General features: G+C 65.2%; 12 protein-coding genes. 1 reads left to right on the plus strand and 11 read right to left on the minus strand.

What is annotated here, in order from left to right:
- Nucleotides 1-44: 44 nt before the first annotated feature.
- The 4 genes from IG63_RS0119845 to IG63_RS21895 all read right to left on the minus strand — a co-directional run bounded on the left by IG63_RS0119845 (nt 45) and on the right by IG63_RS21895 (nt 2,146).
- Nucleotides 45-734, minus strand: a complete 690-nt coding sequence (locus IG63_RS0119845; RefSeq protein WP_051707322.1) for a DUF4230 domain-containing protein — start codon at nt 732-734, stop codon at nt 45-47.
- Nucleotides 734-934 carry a hypothetical protein gene (locus tag IG63_RS21130; protein WP_036196321.1) on the minus strand — a complete coding sequence of 67 codons (201 nt, stop codon included), beginning with the start codon at nt 932-934 and terminating at the stop codon, nt 734-736. Before IG63_RS21130 ends, IG63_RS0119845 begins: the two co-directional genes overlap by 1 nt.
- A complete protein-coding gene (locus IG63_RS0119855; RefSeq protein ID WP_157210315.1) occupies nt 931-1,215 on the minus strand; it encodes a hypothetical protein in 285 nt (94 codons plus the stop codon). The genes IG63_RS21130 and IG63_RS0119855 overlap by 4 nt, the downstream gene beginning before the upstream one ends.
- A gap of 97 nt (nt 1,216-1,312) precedes the next feature.
- A complete protein-coding gene (locus IG63_RS21895; RefSeq protein WP_030486074.1) occupies nt 1,313-2,146 on the minus strand; it encodes an NYN domain-containing protein in 834 nt (277 codons plus the stop codon).
- A 194-nt stretch (nt 2,147-2,340) separates the two neighbouring features.
- Between IG63_RS21895 and IG63_RS0119865 the strand changes: the two genes are divergently transcribed.
- Nucleotides 2,341-5,799 carry an AAA family ATPase gene (locus tag IG63_RS0119865; RefSeq protein WP_030486075.1) on the plus strand — a complete coding sequence of 1,153 codons (3,459 nt, stop codon included), beginning with the start codon at nt 2,341-2,343 and terminating at the stop codon, nt 5,797-5,799.
- Nucleotides 5,800-5,978: 179 nt separating this feature from the next.
- Here the strand turns inward: IG63_RS0119865 and IG63_RS0119870 are convergent, their stop codons facing one another.
- The 7 genes from IG63_RS0119870 to IG63_RS24030 form a co-directional block, all read right to left on the minus strand.
- Nucleotides 5,979-6,953: a hypothetical protein gene (locus IG63_RS0119870; protein ID WP_030486076.1), complete on the minus strand. Its 975-nt coding sequence runs from the start codon at nt 6,951-6,953 to the stop codon at nt 5,979-5,981.
- On the minus strand, nt 6,950-7,462 hold the full coding sequence (locus IG63_RS0119875; RefSeq protein WP_030486077.1) for a DUF6932 family protein: 513 nt from the start codon (nt 7,460-7,462) through the stop codon (nt 6,950-6,952). The genes IG63_RS0119870 and IG63_RS0119875 overlap by 4 nt, the downstream gene beginning before the upstream one ends.
- Nucleotides 7,463-7,556: 94 nt before the next feature.
- Nucleotides 7,557-9,653 carry a DEAD/DEAH box helicase gene (locus IG63_RS0119880; RefSeq protein ID WP_030486078.1) on the minus strand — a complete coding sequence of 699 codons (2,097 nt, stop codon included), beginning with the start codon at nt 9,651-9,653 and terminating at the stop codon, nt 7,557-7,559.
- Complete coding sequence (gene brxD / locus IG63_RS0119885) at nt 9,650-10,927, minus strand: BREX system ATP-binding protein BrxD (protein WP_030486079.1); 1,278 nt, start codon at nt 10,925-10,927, stop codon at nt 9,650-9,652. Before brxD ends, IG63_RS0119880 begins: the two co-directional genes overlap by 4 nt.
- Nucleotides 10,924-13,683 carry a BREX-2 system phosphatase PglZ gene (pglZ, locus tag IG63_RS0119890; protein ID WP_030486080.1) on the minus strand — a complete coding sequence of 920 codons (2,760 nt, stop codon included), beginning with the start codon at nt 13,681-13,683 and terminating at the stop codon, nt 10,924-10,926. Before pglZ ends, brxD begins: the two co-directional genes overlap by 4 nt.
- The gene (locus IG63_RS0119895) at nt 13,680-17,411 is read right to left on the minus strand and encodes a BREX-2 system ATPase PglY family protein (RefSeq protein WP_036196327.1); all 3,732 of its coding nucleotides are present in this window, start codon (nt 17,409-17,411) and stop codon (nt 13,680-13,682) included. Before IG63_RS0119895 ends, pglZ begins: the two co-directional genes overlap by 4 nt.
- A complete protein-coding gene (locus tag IG63_RS24030) occupies nt 17,408-17,656 on the minus strand; it encodes a DUF7008 domain-containing protein (protein WP_425411803.1) in 249 nt (82 codons plus the stop codon). The genes IG63_RS0119895 and IG63_RS24030 overlap by 4 nt, the downstream gene beginning before the upstream one ends.
- Nucleotides 17,657-17,758: the final 102 nt, after the last annotated feature.

Consider the following 17,758-nt stretch of genomic DNA (forward strand, 5'->3'; position numbering starts at 1 on the left):
GTCGAAAGCGAAGTGCATGAGTCCATAGTTCCGGGCCATGAGCTTCATCCCACCTCCGCTGCCGCGCTCGCGGCGGACGTGTCAGGCTCGGTGTTGGCGAAGGCAATGGTGACCGTCTGGTAGCCGAGCGCCTTGAGGAACCCGTAAAGCATCGATTGAGTGTTCTCCTCGGCACGCTCCCTCAGCCCTGCCTTCTCGGCTGCGTCGCTGATCTTCTGCTCAGCGCTGCGCATGACCTCAAGTTGGAAGTCCTGGTCGGCGTCCCCAAACCAATAATCCGTGAGCCGGTCGAGCCACCCGCTGTCGTCAATCACGAAGTGACCAGCGTCGAGGTCAAGGTCACCAGCATCGAGCTGCGGCGCGGGCAGGGTGATCTGAACCGCTGTGTTGTCCGCACTCACTTGCACAGCCCCCTTGCTGAGGTTCGCGAGGTCTACGTAGGCGTCAACGCTGCCCGTGCCGACGAACACTGCGCGGCGGCCCGACAGCCAGTCCGGCACGTGCTTCACATCGTCTTCGATGTCGACGACAACCTCGAAGTTGCCCTGGGCGGCGTGGTAGCGGCTGAGCTCCTGGATCGACTTCAGCAGCGGCGGCTGGGAGTTGTCGACGCGCTCATGGCCAAGCGGGTCGGGGATGTGAATCCCGAGACTCTTGGCTGCTACGAGGACAGCTACCCCCAGGGCGAGGATCGCCAGCGGGGTCACAAGGCGTCCAATGAGTCTGATGAACATCAGGACCTCCCGAACTTGTTCGGATCGAAGTTGGCTAAGAACTCCCAGGGGTCGAAAATCACGTCCTCGGAGATGGGGTTGTCGTGGCCACACTCGGCGCACTGCCAGACCTCGTTGTTGTCGTCGAACCCGGGCTGCTCGCCCAGGTCGGCGTCGCAGTCATCGCAGAACCAGTCGACGTCGGGGAACCGCGCGCTCACTGGATTTCCCCCTCGCGTCCAGCCTCGTCATTGGAGGTCGCTGCTTGGTCGGCATCGGTGTCGACTACGGCCCTGAGCTCCGCCTTCGCCGTTTCCGCGCGGGCTTCACGTCCCGCCTTCCAGTCGCCGTAGCGATGTGCGCTCCACCGGGCCGCCAGTACGACGAGCGCGCCGACCCCGGCGCCGATAGCGAGCAGCCGAGGCGCCGCGTCAGCCACGGCGTTGCCTTCGATGTCGGCGATCAGGTTGTCGACCCCGCCCGCGCTCTTGGCATCGGTCACGATGTCTTGATACTTGCCTAGGTTTCCCATCAGTTCACTCCACTAGTGGTGGTTCGCGGTGTGGCAGCAACCGCGTCGGCCAGTCCCAAGGCGGCGCTCATGCCGCCACCGCCTCGATCGACACGGAGCTGACGACGCTCGCCTTCAGCAGGTTGAGCCGGCGAAGGTTTTCCGCGCGGTTCGGGCGCGCCTTGAGCCGGACCAGCGTGTGCACGTCCGCAACAGCCGACAGCTCGCGCGAGAGCATCGGGCGGCGCTGAGGAGTTTCGGCCGTCACGACCTGGACACTGAGCCCGAAGGTCTTGGCACGCCGGGCGAGAGCCGAAAAACAGCCATCCCCGGAGACAATGACGAGCTCGTCGTAATGACGGGCGACCCGGTACAGATCGATCGCAGCGAGGAGTGCGTGGTCTGCACCGTCGGGCGCGTTGGCACCCGTCACCCACCTCACGTTCGCGCCGGTGATGCTGCTGCGGTAGCGCTGGGCGACACCTCGGCTGGCGCCCACCACAACGTGGTCGTGCGGAGCGATCCCGGGCGCCTGGCCCTTCAAAATGTTCCAGAAGGTCGCCACCTCCTCGCACGTCGCCTTTGCGCCGCGGGTCGGGTTCTCGATGTCGACGAGGAAGTAGCGGCGCTTGCGCGACGGGATCGACATCTGGAAGGACTCGACTGCAGCGATCACTGTGCCGCTGGGAGCCGGCTGGGCCGCCTCGGAGACTTCGGTGTGAAATCCGCGGCACGCGTGGCACGAGAAGGTGCTGGCGCGGGTGCCGGAGGTCGCCAACACCTTGACGCCGTCGCGGGCTTGGTGGCGGTCGCGGTACCGAACGAGTCCGGTCTCCTCGCAGATGGGTAGGCGATGGCTGCGCGTCTTTACCTTGCCCGTGCGGCCGACTGCTCGGAAGTTGATGTTGGCGGTCTTCTTCATGACCGGGTACCTCTCGTTTGGTTGCTCCGCCGAGTGGCGGCTTGAACCAACTTTCGACATCGGCATCAGTCGGCATCCACCCAAAAGTGCCGAGCGATGCCGACCGATGCCGACCCGGCACTTTGCGGCATCGGTCGGCATCGATTGAGCTCGCTTTCGGCTGTCCGAAGGGGTTCGGCTGGCACGATTGGCACATGCCCGACGACACGATCGCGATCGGTCCCGATCTTGTGCGTGCGCTAGACGTCGTACTCGGACACGACCCAGCAGAGGCCATTCCCGTCGTGGTGGTCGCCGCATTCCTAGACCAGCTAGCCAAGGGCCACGGCCTCAGTGAGAGCGAAACACTCGAGGACGACCGGCTTCAGGACATCTCCGTCCCCGCCTTCGCTGCCGACGCGCTCGCGGGTCTCCTCGGCGACATCGAGGACCGGGAGGAGTTGGCGGATCGCGTGTACGCGGCACTCGTAGCCACGGCCCCGGTGCCCGCGACCCGAAAGGCACTAAACAAGTCCAAGCCGTTGAGCGAAGTGAACGTGCGGCTTGTCGGTCAGATCTATTGGAACCTCAAGGGGACCGATGCGCGACCAAAGTTGCCGCGACGCCCCCGGGAGGTGCGAGTCGACGGGAAGACCGTTCCCATTGATCTTCCGGCGGCGAAGGTAGGCGAGGACTTCGCCACCATGCTTGCTGCGGATCGAAGCCGTGCCGAGCTCCCTGACAAGGTCACCGGCAACCGGTTCCGGCAGCAAGGTGCACTGCTTGCCGTGCTCATGGCCAAGCACATCGTCGAGTCCTCGCCCGTCGCACCCGGGGGGCTCGAGGGGGTCGAGTTCATTCGGTCGGAGGGCGCCAAGGGCTCTCCGAGGGCCATCGTCGGCGTCGCGTCCAGTGCTCCAACCGGCTTGCCAAAGCCATCCATGGAACTGGCTGGTCACATCCCGTTCGGCAAGGACTCTGCGACGGCACCGTCTGCTATCTCATCGAGGGAGCGCGCGGAATACCTCATCGACAATCTGGAGGAGGATCTCCGGCAGTCGATCGAGCGACTTCTCCTAGGTCATATGCCCACCGCAACGGTGTTAGGACCGGACCATGGCAAGGCGCTGGCACGGCAAGAGAGTTCCGCCGTCTCGGACGGACGCTCATTGGCGTCGTTCCTTCTCCCACAGGAGGCATACGACGTCCTGCTGCGGCACATCGCCGACCTACCGACAGAGTTGGCGGTGCTGCTTGAGCGGAACTTCGTTGACTTCGAGATGTTTCTTCCGGCGCGCAATCGCGTTATGAAGGGTCGTCCTCTCCAGCCTGGAGATCTCGACCAGGCCTCCGAGTTCGTGGACGGCTTCCTGTCCGGGCTGACCCCCCGTGCTTCTGCTGCGGCCAAGCGCCTGGCCGAGCGACCGGACTGGCAGCCCAGGCGCCGGGCCGGGTCGGACCTTCCTGACTCAGTCCTCCACAACCTGCCGGCTCCCGACTTCGACGAAACAGGGCTGCTCGGCCGCGAGTCCCAGATCCAAGACGTCGTTCGACTGCTGAAGTCGCCCCGCGAACGCATCATTACTTTGATCGGAGAGGGTGGCGTCGGAAAGACGGCACTGGCGGTCGAGATCGCCTACCGGCTCGTCGACGACCCCGAGTCGCCGTTCGAGTACGTGCTGTGGACCACCCTCAAGTACGAGGCGCTGACCGCAAGGGGCATCCAGTCGCTGTCCAACGCTGTCCGAGATCTCGTGAGCGCAGCCGGGGACTTGGGGCACTTCCTGGACTCGAAATTCGAAGGCGATGCATCAGATCTAGCAGCGCTGTTCGGTGCGTCGCGGGCGCTCATTGTTGTCGACAACATGGAGACGACACTCGGTGACGACGTCGTCGCCTTTGCAGACTCTCTTCCCGAGGCCACGATTCTCTTCACCAGCCGCCGCGGTGTGAGTAGCCTCGAGCGACGGGTGCCGGTCGGGGCTCTTGAGCCCGGCAGCGCCGCACAACTCTTTAGGACCTTTGCAGAGCACCGGCGGTCGGATCTCGCCGGGATGTCCGACACGAGGCTGAATGAGACCCTCCGTCTTCTTCGGTACTCGCCCCTCGCGATCCGCTGGTGCGTTCTGTCTGTACTCGATGGACGCCCACTAGCCGACGTGCTTCACCACCAAGACGACCTGTTGAAGTACTGCGTCGGCAACGTGGTCGGCGGCCTTAGCCGTGACTCCAAGACCATCCTCAGCATGTTGCGTGCCCTGGACCGTCCCGTATCCGTGCAGGAACTCGCGGTGGTCAGCGATATCGACATCGACGCTTTCAGCGAGGCCATGAAACTGCTAGTCGAAGCGAGCCTAGTCGTACGCTCCTACGTCGCCGACGACATCGAACGCGAACGCCTCGCCCTCTCTTCGACGGCACGCGCGTACCTACCTCCCGCCGAGGAGTCGGAGCTGCTGACTCGAACGCTTCAGCGGGAACGACTGCTGCAGGAGGACCACGAACGCGACCAGCAGAAGGTCGCCGAGACCGGGCGATACTTCGACCCGAACGTCGTATTCCAGCGCACGCCTCACGACGGGCCAGTCGCATATCTGCTGCGTCAGGCCCTTCGAGAGGCCAAGTCCGACGACGTGGAGGCGGCCGACGCGTTCGTAGCACGAGCTCGTGCACTCGATCCGACGTATTTCGAGGTGGATCGTGTCGATGCGTTTCTCGCCAGCATGCGACGCGAGGCAGTTAAGGCAACCACGCTCTACCAATCGGCTCGCAACTACGCAGACACCGACGAGCAGCGCTACTGGGTCGACTACTTCTACGCTGCCCATCTGGCCCGCACGGTCCGAGACATCGAAGGCGCCATCGAGCTCGCCGAGAAGACGCACGCCCACTTCAATCGATACGACACCGGTCTACCGCTCGGGAACTACTACGCGTGGGTAGGTCGCTTCACGGAGGGATACGCACTGATCGAGTCGGCGGTCGAGCATGCGCCTACTGTCAAGACCAAGCGCATTGCGACTACCGCTCTCGTCGACTGCCTTCGCTTGTGGGCCACCGACGAGCTCAAAGCGGGTTCGGTTGCGGCCGCCCTGCGTCGAGCGCGCGACGGAGCTTGGACAGGTCTACAACTGCATCTCGCAGACTCGACGGATGAGCAACTCGTTCATGCGATAACGCGCGCTCTGACAATCGCTCTTGAGGCTGCGCGCCAGAGCGCGCCCGACGAAGAGTCCGTGGCGCTGCTGGCGGACGTCGTACAGCACCTCACGTCGGAAGAGGGCCCCGGCGGATCCACAGTGCTGCGGTCTCTCGAATACCAGGTCATCGGACTTCCCGATGACCTGCGGGAGCGCATCGCTCCCGGCGTCGCCGCCGACCTCGACCGGCCGAGGCCACGGCCACGCTTGCGCGGGACCGTCCGCAATTTCGGCGAGACCTACGGATTCATCGCCCACCCCGACTTTCCGAAGAACGTCTTCTTCCAGAAGGGCTGGCTAACGGGGGGCACTCAAATGAACGACCTCGCGGTCGGCTCCATCGTCGAGTTCACGCCCAGCAAGAACGACAAGGGCCAAGACCAAGCACTCCACGTAGTCGCGATGATGGGCGAACGGAGCGAGCGACGGGATGGTCAAGCCCCAATACACGGCTCACCGAGCGGCTCACATTGAGCGGCGAAGTGCCTCACAGCCCCGCTTGCCCGGCGAGGTCTGCTGACATCCTGCTGACATTGCCGCCAGCGAACGGCAAGAGGTGGCTTCCGGATGACTCCGAAGGCCGCCTCTGACCTGGTGAGACGGCCCAATGTGGACCGTAGGTGGTGCGGGGTCGAACCCTGGCCATCCAAGCCTCATACGAGCGTGGCCTGCTCTGCGCTCGGCGCTGCCTGAACGGACTTGAGCGTATAGGAGCGACGAACCACCTCGGCCTGTCCGGCTGGCGTCCGCTCGTAGACGTCGAAGACAGCACGAACACGGATCCCCTCCTCCGCGGCCAGGTGGGCGACTTGGTTCATCAGGTCCGCGTCCATCACGCTCGCCTTGAACCGTCGTTGACCCTCGGGGATGAAGCTCACGAGGCTCTCCGATCGAATGTGGCCATCGATCACGCCATACATGACCGCTTCGTTTGAAGCCTGAGACTCCTGCTGGGCCTCCTCTTCCAGACGTGCTGCGCCTCGCCGCGTTAGAGACACCCTGCGCGGCGGAATGCCGCGACGCCGGACCTCGCCGACCAGGGACCAGTCCGACTCCCGCGCAGTCTTGGCGAGCAACCGCAGTTGGGTGCGCGCCTTGGGAGACAGGCGTTGGACGGCCGCCGTCAGCGGTGAGTCTTCGATGGCGTCCGATTCCGCCTCGGTGAATAGGTCGGCGAGAACCTCAATTGCTCTGGTCTCGACGGACGCCGGCTGCTCGAAGGCAGGTTCAGTCCCGGTCTTCCCCGTCTCCGCAGTGAGGGGCACACGCATGACCAGCCGCACGGAACCCGGCCCCGGCTCCACGATCAGGCGGTCCCCGAGCCTTTGGATTGGTGAGATCGACTTCGCAATCTCGTTCACTGCCTGCGAGGCGAACCTCATGAAGTTCCCAAGGGGCTTCGCCTGAGTCTCGTGCCCGACGACCGTGCCGCCCTCAAGGTGGACGTCGAACTCAGCCTGCGGGGGCGCCGTCTCCTCGGCGAACACCGCGAGAAGTTCTGGGTCGTCGCCGACCACTCCCGAGAGGATTGAGGCGCGCGCCAGATCATCGAGAACCGAGTTGCCGGTCCGCTCGCGCAGCGCAGCCCGCAGGAGCGTGATCCGGGACGCCTTGTCCTCCGCGTTCACAGGATCACCTCCACGTACCCCTTGCGCCGCCCCGGCACGATGACACCCGTTGCGTCCTTCACGCTCGACCATGTGTCGTGCCACGAGGCTCGGTGGGCGGGCTGGTCCGGCACGAGGAATGCGTCGACCAGCCCGCCCATCGGCTGAAGCCGCGCTGTAACCAGTCTAGGTTCGTCCGCCGACACATGCTTTAGCGTGAGCAGAGGAAGGACGCCGTCGATCGACAGGGGGGCCGTCGGTGGGATGACGAGCGCAACGTCGGCATCGTGCGGGGCCGCCCAGGTCTTGTGCGTGATGAACCCGCCGTCGATCCACGCCCGGGTGCCCGCGCCGACGTGGTCGCGAGCAAGGTCCAGATAGAGTTCCAGTGCCGCGTAGACCCGAGCCCTTTCATCGCGGAAGGCAGGGGCACGGTCGACGAAGAGGTCACGGAGCTCGCTCATGTCAGTTGGGTACGGGGCCGGCCCCGCAGGCAGCAGGCCGTCGGCCGTGAGTGCTGGCAGCACCACTGGTTGGACTCCGCATCTGGGTTCAATGATTCAACTCGAAGTTAGCGGACTGTCTCTCCAGCCGCAGGAGAAGCAGAGCTACCGTTCAAAGCGTCTACCCGAGAGAAACACTCACGCGACTTTCTTGCGCTACGCGTGCCGACCCTTCGTGATCGGCGAGGCGTTCAGCGATGGTGGCGAAAGCAAGATCGCGCGGAAGTGCCTCCGCGAACTTGAGTCCGGTCAAGGCAGCCGGAGAAACCGCAGGGAGGACCTTCGACCAGTCGACCTCGTGGAGCGCACCGGTCAACTTCTCCGCCGCGTCGTCGCCCCGTAATCGAACGCGGTAGTTGTCGGGTCGCTGCGCGTCATCGGCGATGCCCGGCAGGCCAGCGATTAGGGTCGCGTTCACGCGGGCTCCGGCCCACGTCCACCACCAGACGTCGGTGCCATCACGCATCAAGACCAACCCTCGCGGCGAGACCTCGACGTGGTGATCCCCGCGGACTCCCTCCAGCTTTGACTGGGCCCGCGTGGACAGGGTGACGTCGGGGTTCTCCCCCAGCAGCACGTCTCGTTCTGCCCGAGCGAGTGCGAAGGTGAGCGGGGCGGCGTCCCCCATCCAGCGCATCTTCGCGGCGGCGTCGGCGGGCTCGACGTAGCAGCGCTGACGTTTCCAGTCGATGTACGTCACTTCCCACGATCTGGCAGCGAGCACGATGATGCGCGGTCCGTCGATCTTGCGGGTGAGGACGATGGGGTCGACCTTGCCGAGTTCCTGGCGCCCCTGGACCACTGTGAACTCGGGGCTGGTCGTGAACACCGAGACAAGTTCCATGAAGTGCCGGTGGCCGAATCTGCGCTCAGTCTCGGGCCCGATCGAGAGCATCCCGCCGTCGGAGTCCAGGTGACCCGACTCGACCAGCCAGTCGACGATCTCGTCCGCATGCTCGTCGAAGATGGGCAGTCCGTCCCACCACTCGTGCCAGACATTGTTCCCGATGCGGTGCTCTTGCAAGCAGAGTGCGAAGACTTGCTGCGCGGCGATGTGGCGCGGGCTTGGCGGCGCGGTCACCGGCTCGACGTACCCGCGGGACCACAACAACAGCAGTCCGGCGGCCTGCAGCAGTCCATCATCGGTAGTCGTCAGGAATAGCGCGTTGCGGGGCGAGCCCGGTCGCCGACCGGTGCGGCCGAGCCGCTGAAGGAAGGACGCCACAGATCGTGGCGCGTTGACTTGGATGACACGGTCGAGGTCTCCTACGTCGATTCCGAGTTCGAGCGTCGACGTGGAGACAATGACGCAGTCCCGGGCCTCGGCGAACGCTTGCTCGGCGCGGCGTCGCTCGTCGATCGAGAGCGATGAGTGGGATACGAACGTCGTAACGTCTCGCTCACGCAAAGAACGCGCGAGCTCCTCCACCTCGCGTCGTGACTCACAGAAGACGAGCCGTTTTTCCCCGGTGTGCAGCAGAGAGATGACCTTGGCCGCGTTGGCGATGGAACCGACGTGGTCGAGGGTGACATCGCCCGGCGGCCTTCCGGCGCCGGCCACGACATCCGGCGCTACAACGCTCGAGGGCCGCTTGCCCGCGCCTGACCCCTGGAGCCAGTGGAGTAGGTCGTCGGGATTGCCGACCGTGGCGGAAAGCCCAATGCGCTGGATCGGGTGTCCTGCCAACTTCTCTAGACGTTCCAGCACGGCGAGAAGGTGCCAACCTCGGTCGTCGCCTGCGAAGGCGTGGACCTCGTCGACAACTATTGCCCGGAGATTGGCGAAGTGCTCGCGAGGGTTGACCTTCGTGGAGACGAGCATCGCCTCCAGTGATTCGGGAGTGGTGAGCAGCACGTCGGGCGGGTTGGTCAGGATCGCCCTTCGCTTCCCTTGCGTCGTGTCGCCGTGCCACAACTGGGCCCGCCGACCCACCCACTCCGCGTAGGTGTTGAGTCGCGGTTCGAGGTTGTTCAGCAGGGCGCGGAGGGGGCAGACGTACAAGACCGAAAGAGCTCGCCACCCTTCGTTCGCGGCGCGGGTGAGGATGGGAAAACTCGCGGCCTCGGTCTTGCCGCCGGCCGTCGGCGCCAACAACAACGCGTCGTTGCCTCTAAGGATCGGTGCAACTGCAGACTCCTGAAGTGGCCGGAGACCTGGCCAGCCAAGGGAGTTGACGACGTGATGAAGGATCGTCGGGTGGAGGTCTCTGGCGCTCACAGTTCGATGTCGTCCGGGCTGGTGGCAGCAGCAGCGGCATTGCGCTCAACATCGGTGAGCTCACCGTCGCTGACCGTGAGCTTGTAGTGCCGTCGCGGGTCGAAGTCATCGAACTGGTCGACGCGGTCAAGCACCTCGCCCACTAGCTTCTTGAGGAACACCCGTGGCGCAACTCCGACCTGCCCGCCGAGCGATCCGGAGACTGCGGAAGCCAGAGTGGCGATGTAGTCGTCATCGACGAGCTCGCTGACTCTCTCAGCGGACTCGCTTCCGTTGGCGTACAGGTTGCGGACCGTAGCGCCAACCTCCCTGAGCAAGTCTTGGGAGAAGCCGGGAAGCCGGATCTGGACCGCGCGCGGGTTGTCGAAGCGGGCATCAGTGTTGAAGTCGGTTGCGAGTCGCTGCGCCAGAGGTGGCAGCCGTTGCATGCCCTGGGTTCCGTCGAAGAAGGCAGGCGTACCAGTAATCAATAGGTGTAGGCCGGGGAACCGTCCACCGTCCACCTCGTCGACGAGTTGGCGCAGGGCGTTCAGAGCCTTCTCGCGGACGTCCGTGCGTACGCGCTGAAGGGTCTCGACCTCGTCGAGGACGAGCAGCAAGCCGGGGTGGCCAGAGTCGCGCAGCACCGTGAGAAGGCCCTGGAGGAAGCCGAAGGCACCGAAGTGGTCCAGATCGCCGCGCACACCGGCGGAACGCCGGATGGACGCGGCGACGTGCGGCTGGCCACCGAGCCAGGCCACGAGCCCCTCGGCCGTGGCCTCATCGCCAGCCAGCTGGGCGTGGCGGTAACCGCGCAACGCCGCCGCGAAGGCCGGGGTTGTGCGTGACACCTCAGCGAGCCGCTTCTCGAGGAGAGCATCGACGGAGCCACCTTCAGACTCCAACGCGAACAGCCAGGCATCAAGGACCGGGCGGAAGGCCGAGGGCGGAAACTCTGCAGTCTCCAGGGACTCGCAAACACGGCGATAGACGGTTTCAAGCTTGTGGAGCGGCGTCTCCGTCTCGGAGACCTGAACCTCGGCGACCGCCATGCCAAGCCGCTTGGCGCGCTCACCAAGCCACCGCGAGAAGAAGGTCTTTCCTGAGCCGTACTCACCCCGGACGGCCTTGAAGACTGCTCCTCCGGCACGCACGCTGTCTAGTTCGGAGTTCAGCGCTGACTCGAAGCGCCCGAGTCCGACGGCAAGGAGGTCGAGTCCGTTGTGTGGCACGGTGCCGCGCCGCAGTGCGTCGAGGACTTCCCGGCGGCGACGTGCGCTGGCTACTGCACTCATCTAGAGACTCCGAACTGCTCCTTGAGGAGGTCTAGGTCCAGAAGGATCGTGACGCCGTCCGCGTCCCGATCGATGACCGGGTACTGCTCCACGTTGAGCAGGCGCTGAGCCATCGGCAGGGCACCATTCAGTTGCACTAGCGGGACTCCGAGCGCGATCGACGCTGTGGATTGGTCGATCCGGTTGCCAGGTGCGGCAATCAGGTGGCGCAGCAGAGATCCGATCTGCTGGTCAGACAGTGTGACGCGTTGAGCCCGCTTGCGCTGTTCGGAGTACGTCGTCGAAGCGAGCACCTTCGACGTCAGGTCTTCGCCGCCCGCCTGCTCGATCTCGTCGAAGAGGGTGGGCACCTCCGTCTTCGGCAGCTGCTGAGCGGGTGCCGTCGGCACTTCCGCACGATCGACAATCTCAGCAGCTACCGGCGAGTGCCACCACAGCGGCTGCTGCGGTGTCGCGAGTTCCCACCCCGACGGTGCCTCGCTGGGCGTCAGGACATGGAGCGGCACGACGACCTCGGCAGGAGCGGCACCGCCGTGGTAGCCAGCCTTCAGCGGTCCGTATCTCAGCCGCTCGTTGACTGCGAAGACGGCATCCCCCTCGTGCATCAGAACACGTGAGCCGGTAACCCGGACCTCGCCGCCCTCGGGGTCAGGTCCGCCCGCTGCGGGCCGCGACCTGTTGCTGGAGGTCGCCCCAACGGAAAGCGTCCGGCCCTCCCGCCGCTCGACGATATGACCATGGTCGGAGGTGAGCACGACTGTTCGTCCGGCCCGGCGAGCTCGCTCCAGGAGCGGCCGCAGATGGGAGACAGCATCCGCAGTCCAGTCAATGCCCGGATCGGATCGGTCGAGTGCGTCGTCGATGGTGTTGAGGACGCAGGCAACGACGCGTGTGCCGTCGATGTCATCGACGGCGGTCCCGACATCGGGCGCGAGCGCGAAGCCTGCGCCAGACGACTCAAGGCTGAGCTTGTGGAACAGCGCGCTCGAAAGTCCGTGGGCTCGCATGAAAGTGGAAAACCCGTTGCGTTCAGCGTCCTGCTGACCCGTTGCGAGCGTCCCAGAGAGGAGGCTGCATCGAGAGACCTCGGTGAGTGAGGGCAGCGCGGAAACGACCACGCTCCTTCTGGTCTTACCCTCGGGGAGGCATTCGAGCCAGGTGTCGTAGCGGCGCTCGATGTCGTCAACTATCTCTGTCGCGACGGCCGCGCTCATTCCGTCCGCGATGATCAGGAGGATCGAGCGCGGCTCCTTGGCCAGCGGGACGACGACTGTCGCGAGTAGATCCTCAATGAGGATCACGTCCTCGGGAAGGGGTGCACCTCCACTCGACTGCGTTGCGAGGCCAGTCGCGAACTCTGCGTCGTGCTTGTCTCGGCGGAGGCGTACGACGTCGATGACGGCGCGAAGCCCTTGCGAAAGTGAGTCCTCGTCAACACCACGCCAGGCATCTGAGTAGGCACGGTCGACCCATGCGTCTACATCGCGGTGCCGGTGGATGGCCCCCGCAAAGCCCTGCTGCGAGCCCGACTCGGCGGCAAGCCAGCGGACAAGTCGCACACCTGCCGTTGCCCGTTCGACCCGCACTTCCTCGCGGTGCCGTGCGAGCGAGTGCTCCTGGACCTTCGCGAGCGCAGCCTCAATGGCCGGGAGCGCCTCCGCATCAACCAGCACCGCATCCGGTGATTCCGCGATCGCCTTGGTGCCGCTACGCGCGACTGCACGGCGCAGCTCCTCGCCGAGGCCGGCGAGTCGCGAGGTGAGGCTGGAGCGCAGGTAGTCCGAATGGTCGACGCCCGAACCTGCGCGAAGCTCGCCTACGAGGACGTCCGCTCGGGCGAGAATCCGCCCGGTCTGTCGTGCCGCCCCATCGTCTCTTCGTGCCATCAGAGCGCGGGTCACCTCCTCAGCCGGAGTGACCAGTGCACGTAGTTGATCCGCCGAGACGTCTGGCAGGTTGAGCTGCTGCACACGGAGGAGGACCCAGGGTTCTGAGCCCGCCGGGCAGGCAAGGACGGCTCGTCCGGCGAGACCGAGCGGCACGACGTCTTCCACCCTGCCGGCGTTGAGCAACTGGGCAACGAGAGGTGCTGCCTTCCCACAGCGCGCAGACAGCCACTCGACCACGGTCTCAGCGAGTGGCTCGCCGGCGAGATCGCGGAGCTCGTTGAGGAGGTGGACTCGACCGAGGTCCGCGGCCCAGGCGAGGACTTCCTCCGGTGCCACGTTCTCAGACGCCTCCGCGAAGCCGAGACGTCTGTTGGCGACGGCGGCACAAACGTGATCGAGAGTCAGGAATCCGGCTCGGGCCGGCGGCCAAGGTACGTCGCCTCGTGCGGCCAGCATTCCCGCCGCCAGGTCACGCGCGCGTTGATCGACGACGAGTCTTCGGTCGATGCGGGTGGCGCCGAACTGATCACGGACCGCGTCCCACGGGTCAGGGTTCCTCAGCACCCCGCCGTAGAGGTGCGACGTAATTCCCACGCCGAGATCGCTCTCGTCGCGATCGGTGAGGATGACGAGCCAAGTGCCTTCTGCACGCTGACGAAGTGCATCACGGACGGCGAGCGCAGAGGAGCAGGGGATAACGCGGACCTTGAAGTCCGCGTGCGCGAAGTCTGTCGGCCCCGTCCACGTGGGCCGAGCACGGATGCCAAGAACACCCGTGCGCTGCTTGCCGTCCCGTGAGGCCTTACCCAGCAGCGACCGGACGACCGGAAGCGTCGCCTGCGGATGTGAGGACACAGCGACCGTCACGGTTCGATCCGCCACTCCACAACGATCCTCTGGCCTTCGTGCTCATCGATGAATGCCTCGATGTCGGACTGCACCCACGCGATGTCCGCGCGGGTGGAGATCGAGCGCTTCCCCGCAGCAGGCGGCTGCGGGGCCGGGCCTGGGGTAGGCGCCGGTGTCGGGGTGGGAGCGACTGCGGCAGACAGCCACGCGAACGAATCGTTGTCGGCGCGCTGGAGCGCTGCACCGATTGGCTGGGCCAGCTCGTCGGCCGTCAGCGCAGCCCGCAACCTGTCGACCGCAGCCTTGGCATCCGCGCCTCGCTGGTCCCTTTGCTTCTCGGCTGCGATCAGTGGCTTGAGTCGCTCCCAGTTGAAGCCCTGGAGCGAGCCCGTGACCGATGTGGCGTTGAGGAGGGAGCGCGCAGCCGCCTCATCCGTGCCTGGGAGCTTCGCCCCTGCGAACGACTCAATGAAGGCGACGTTGTCAGCGCGCGACAGAACATCGGCTACGAGCGCCGCAGTCCCCTTGGCGGTGGCATACCGGCCGGTGATGCTGGCGTCGGTCGCGATGCCGACCTTGGCGTAGGCATCCTCGAGGGCGGTCGGCAACGCTCGAACGCCTGCAGCCAGCGGAGCCAGCTTGGTGCGGATCTCGCTCGTGAGCTCCGCGACAGCCGCACCGGTCAGGTACGTCGAGCCGGTGATCCCAAGCAGCGTGGCCGCGCGAGTGACAGCCCTCTGCCATTCGCCTGTCGACGGCAGCGGCTCGGGCCGAAGCTCGATCTCGTCGGTCAACTGACCGGGCTTGGGAGCAGGGACGAGCGGTGCACCGTGGCGGTACCACGCGCGGCCCTGTTCGACGGCCCAGGCAGACACGACGAGATCGGCTACCTCGGATCGCAAGCCCGTGGGTGGCTGGTCCTCCCGGATCCAACGACGAAGATCGCCAACCGTGACCGGGTCCTTCAGGTCGATCCCGGCCGCACCCATCTTGCGTGCGAACCTCATGCTCCACGGGAACCGGTCGGGGCCGAAGAGATAGTGGGTCTCCCCCATGTGCCCGACGCCGAGTGGGTTCGCGATCCGCCCCAGGATCTCGCGCTTGCCCGGTTCGACGAACACTCGACCGTCGGGGTCCTGGTGTGCTTCCTGCACCGCCTCGAGGACGCGCTGGAGCTCGGCCCCCTTCACTTCCGACTCCGCCGGCTCGAACTTCGGGTGGCCGGGGAAGGACGTCGTGAAGACCTGATCGATAAGGTTGTTGAACGCAGCCGCGAGATCGTGACCAACCGGGGCCTGCGGGTTGAACTCAGGGTTCAAGGACCGAAGCACCCGATCATGACCCTCATCGAGGTCGAGATTCCCAGGAGTCGGCTTCGCCGCGCCGTACGCCTCCTGGATAACGCGCCGCAGACGTTCCCGGAGCGCGTCCCGCTGGTTCTCCAAGATGCTTCGCGCCTGAGCGCGGTCGGCCACGGGCAGGTCGTTGGACATGTTCTGCCAACGGTCACCGGGGCCGCTGAGGAGCCAGTCGAGGATGGCGAGTCGACCGAGTTCATTGCGTCGCTCAGCCGAGATGAAGTGCGGAAGCCATACAACCGTGTTGGTCACGAGCCCCCGTTGCGCTAGGTCGTCTACGCGCTTGTCGTCGTCGCGGACGCTGTGACCCTGATCGTCGAACGGGAAGTCGACGACGAAGCGCCATGTGTCCTTACCTGCCTTGAAGGTCTCCTCTGCCAGCCACGTGTGGTCTCGCACGTTGCCGAAGACGATCTCGACTTCGCGGCGTGATCCTCGCCAGACCCGGTTCTGGCGGTTGACCCCGGTGATGTCGTCCTCGACCTGGTCCAACTTGAAGGCTTCCCACACGAGCGCCTTGAGGAGCTGTCGGCGGCGGCCCTCGTTGTCCTCGCCCTTGGCCTTCTCGACCACCGACTCGTAGTCGACCTCGGAGATCTTGAGGCGGATCACCGGGTTCAACGTGTCGCTGGTGATGTGGATCTCGGGGATCTCAGCACTCCAGCGCTTCAGCTTCGTGAGGACAACCGACGCCTCCTGGCCCGGCAGCGGACTGACGATGGAGCCGTGGTTGAGCGCGGCAAGTCGACCTGCTGTCAGTTCCTTCAACGCAGGGACCTCGGGTGCGACCGCGGAGAGCACGAGGGTCTTGACCAAGCGGTCGTCTGCGCGGAAGGGGTGACCGGGCGGCAGCGCGCGAGCCTCGTCGTCGCTGAGCTTGTGCTCCCGAAGCAACAACGGCCGGAGCTTGTTGTCATAGAGCTCCTTGGCGTTGCGGAACCGGCCCTGCATGTCGGCCGTGATCGCCTGATTGCCTTGGACCACGAGGTCGAACGTGTCGCCGACCGGGATCACGTCCGAGACGGCAAGGTGGTCGCGCTGGTCGACCAGGAGCTGTTGCATGACCTTGAGCGCGGTTCGGTCGCGCTGCATGGCCGATGCGAGGGTACGAAGCGTCGAGACCAGCGCCGGCGAGAACGGATACGTACGTCGGAAGGCAGCCTGATCCGCCCCCCGCTGTCCACCCTCGGCTCCGACACCGTCGAGCAGCACGTCCCACACGGCTGGCGTGCGGTCAATCCGCGCGAAGGCCTCATCGAGGGTTGACTTCGCCGACGCAGACACCGGCTTCAAGAGTCGCTTCTCCGCGACGTACGGCAGGTTGTCGTCGCCGAGGACGATCGTGCGGAAGCGGCCCTCCTGGTGACGGAACGCCGCGTCGAGCGCATCCTGCTCCGCGCCGACTCCACCGCCAGACTCGACGAAGTAGCGCCGCAAGTCGAGCTGACGTGCAACGAACGTCACGATGGGAATGGCGCGAACGTTGGTTGCCTCGACAAACTTGGTGATCTTCTGCGCCTCGCGGCCGAAGAACTCAGCGTCCCTGACCCGGAAGGCAAGCCACAGCACCAGCTCGTCGAGGAACATGACGATCGCGTCATATCCGAGGGACTTCGCGTGATTACTGATCGCCGCAAGACCCGTATCGAGGTCAACGAAATCGGCACCCCCCATGAACGCCTTCGCAAAGGTCTTCACATAGGCCGTGACGAGGTTCTGTCGCTCCTTGCTTCCAGGCGCAGCGGCCCTCGCGGCGTCGTACGACGCGGCGGTCCAGTTCCCCTCCTGAAGGACGTTGCCCCAGACGGAGGCCCCTGATTCGCCGCCACCCGTCTTGTTCAGTTCCGCCAGAAAGACGTCGTCTCCCAGCCGAAGTCGCATGGCTTCTGCATCCGCGAGGAGTTCGTCGCTCTGGTGCACGGCTGGAATTGGCGCGTCGGGATGCAGAACACTGACATGGTTGACGTATCCGCCGAGAACGCACTGCTCGATGCTCTGAGCATCGAGGAAGTGGAACGCCAGTCGAAGGACCTTCTTGCCCTCGAGCTGAGCGTCGTGCGACGCAATGACTGACTGCAACTCGGCCTTTGCCCGTGCTGTCGGGTTGTGACCGAGGAGTGCGTAAAGCACTGCCATGAAGTGGCTCTTGCCGGAGCCAAAGGAACCAGACAGGAACGAGGCTCGGCTCGCGCCGTCGCCGAGCGCAGCCGCAACCGTGTCCAGAGCTTCATTGAAAGCCCTGGCCAGGTCATCAGTGACCACGTAGTCATCGATGGTCGCGTCGAGCCGACCTTGGCCGACACCCTCCGTGAGCTTGAGGACGTAGTCTTCGGTGCCCGCGCGCTCGGGGATCGAGATGACGTCCTTGAGCAAGACGCTCCCGCTCATGACTTCGCCTTCCTGCCTCGTGCGGGTGCTGGCGGGCGCCACGCGGCAAGCGACTCTCGCGTCGCCCCGAGCTTGGCCGTGTAGTTGTCCAGCAACCCAGAGAAGAATTCTGCCGGAGAGCTGCCCCCGTAGAGGGCATCCGGTTCGCTGTGCCACTGCTCCACCCAGGGAAGAAGCTCCGACAAGCCAGCTACCAACGGGATCAGCCGGTCCTCGGGCCAACCCTGTTGCTCTCCGGTCTGAATGAGTGAACCGCCCCGGCATGTCCGGAGAGCTGATTCGTTGGAAGGATCACTCTCATGGCACGTCCCTCGAGGTACCCGACCGAGCTGCGTGAGCGCGCGGTG

The organism is Nocardioides aequoreus, from assembly GCF_000720335.1.
Classification (GTDB): Bacteria; Actinomycetota; Actinomycetes; order Propionibacteriales; family Nocardioidaceae; genus Marmoricola; species Marmoricola aequoreus.

What these genes read in the sequence shown, in the direction of transcription:
- IG63_RS21895 (WP_030486074.1), bottom strand. Translation starts at nt 2,146, where the DNA reads ATGAAGAAGACCGCCAACATCAACTTCCGAGCAGTCGGCCGCACGGGC.
- IG63_RS0119865 (WP_030486075.1), top strand. Translation starts at nt 2,341, where the DNA reads ATGCCCGACGACACGATCGCGATCGGTCCCGATCTTGTGCGTGCGCTA.
- IG63_RS0119895 (WP_036196327.1), bottom strand. Translation starts at nt 17,411, where the DNA reads ATGAGCGGGAGCGTCTTGCTCAAGGACGTCATCTCGATCCCCGAGCGC.
- brxD (WP_030486079.1), bottom strand. Translation starts at nt 10,927, where the DNA reads ATGAGTGCAGTAGCCAGCGCACGTCGCCGCCGGGAAGTCCTCGACGCA.
- IG63_RS0119845 (WP_051707322.1), bottom strand. Translation starts at nt 734, where the DNA reads ATGTTCATCAGACTCATTGGACGCCTTGTGACCCCGCTGGCGATCCTC.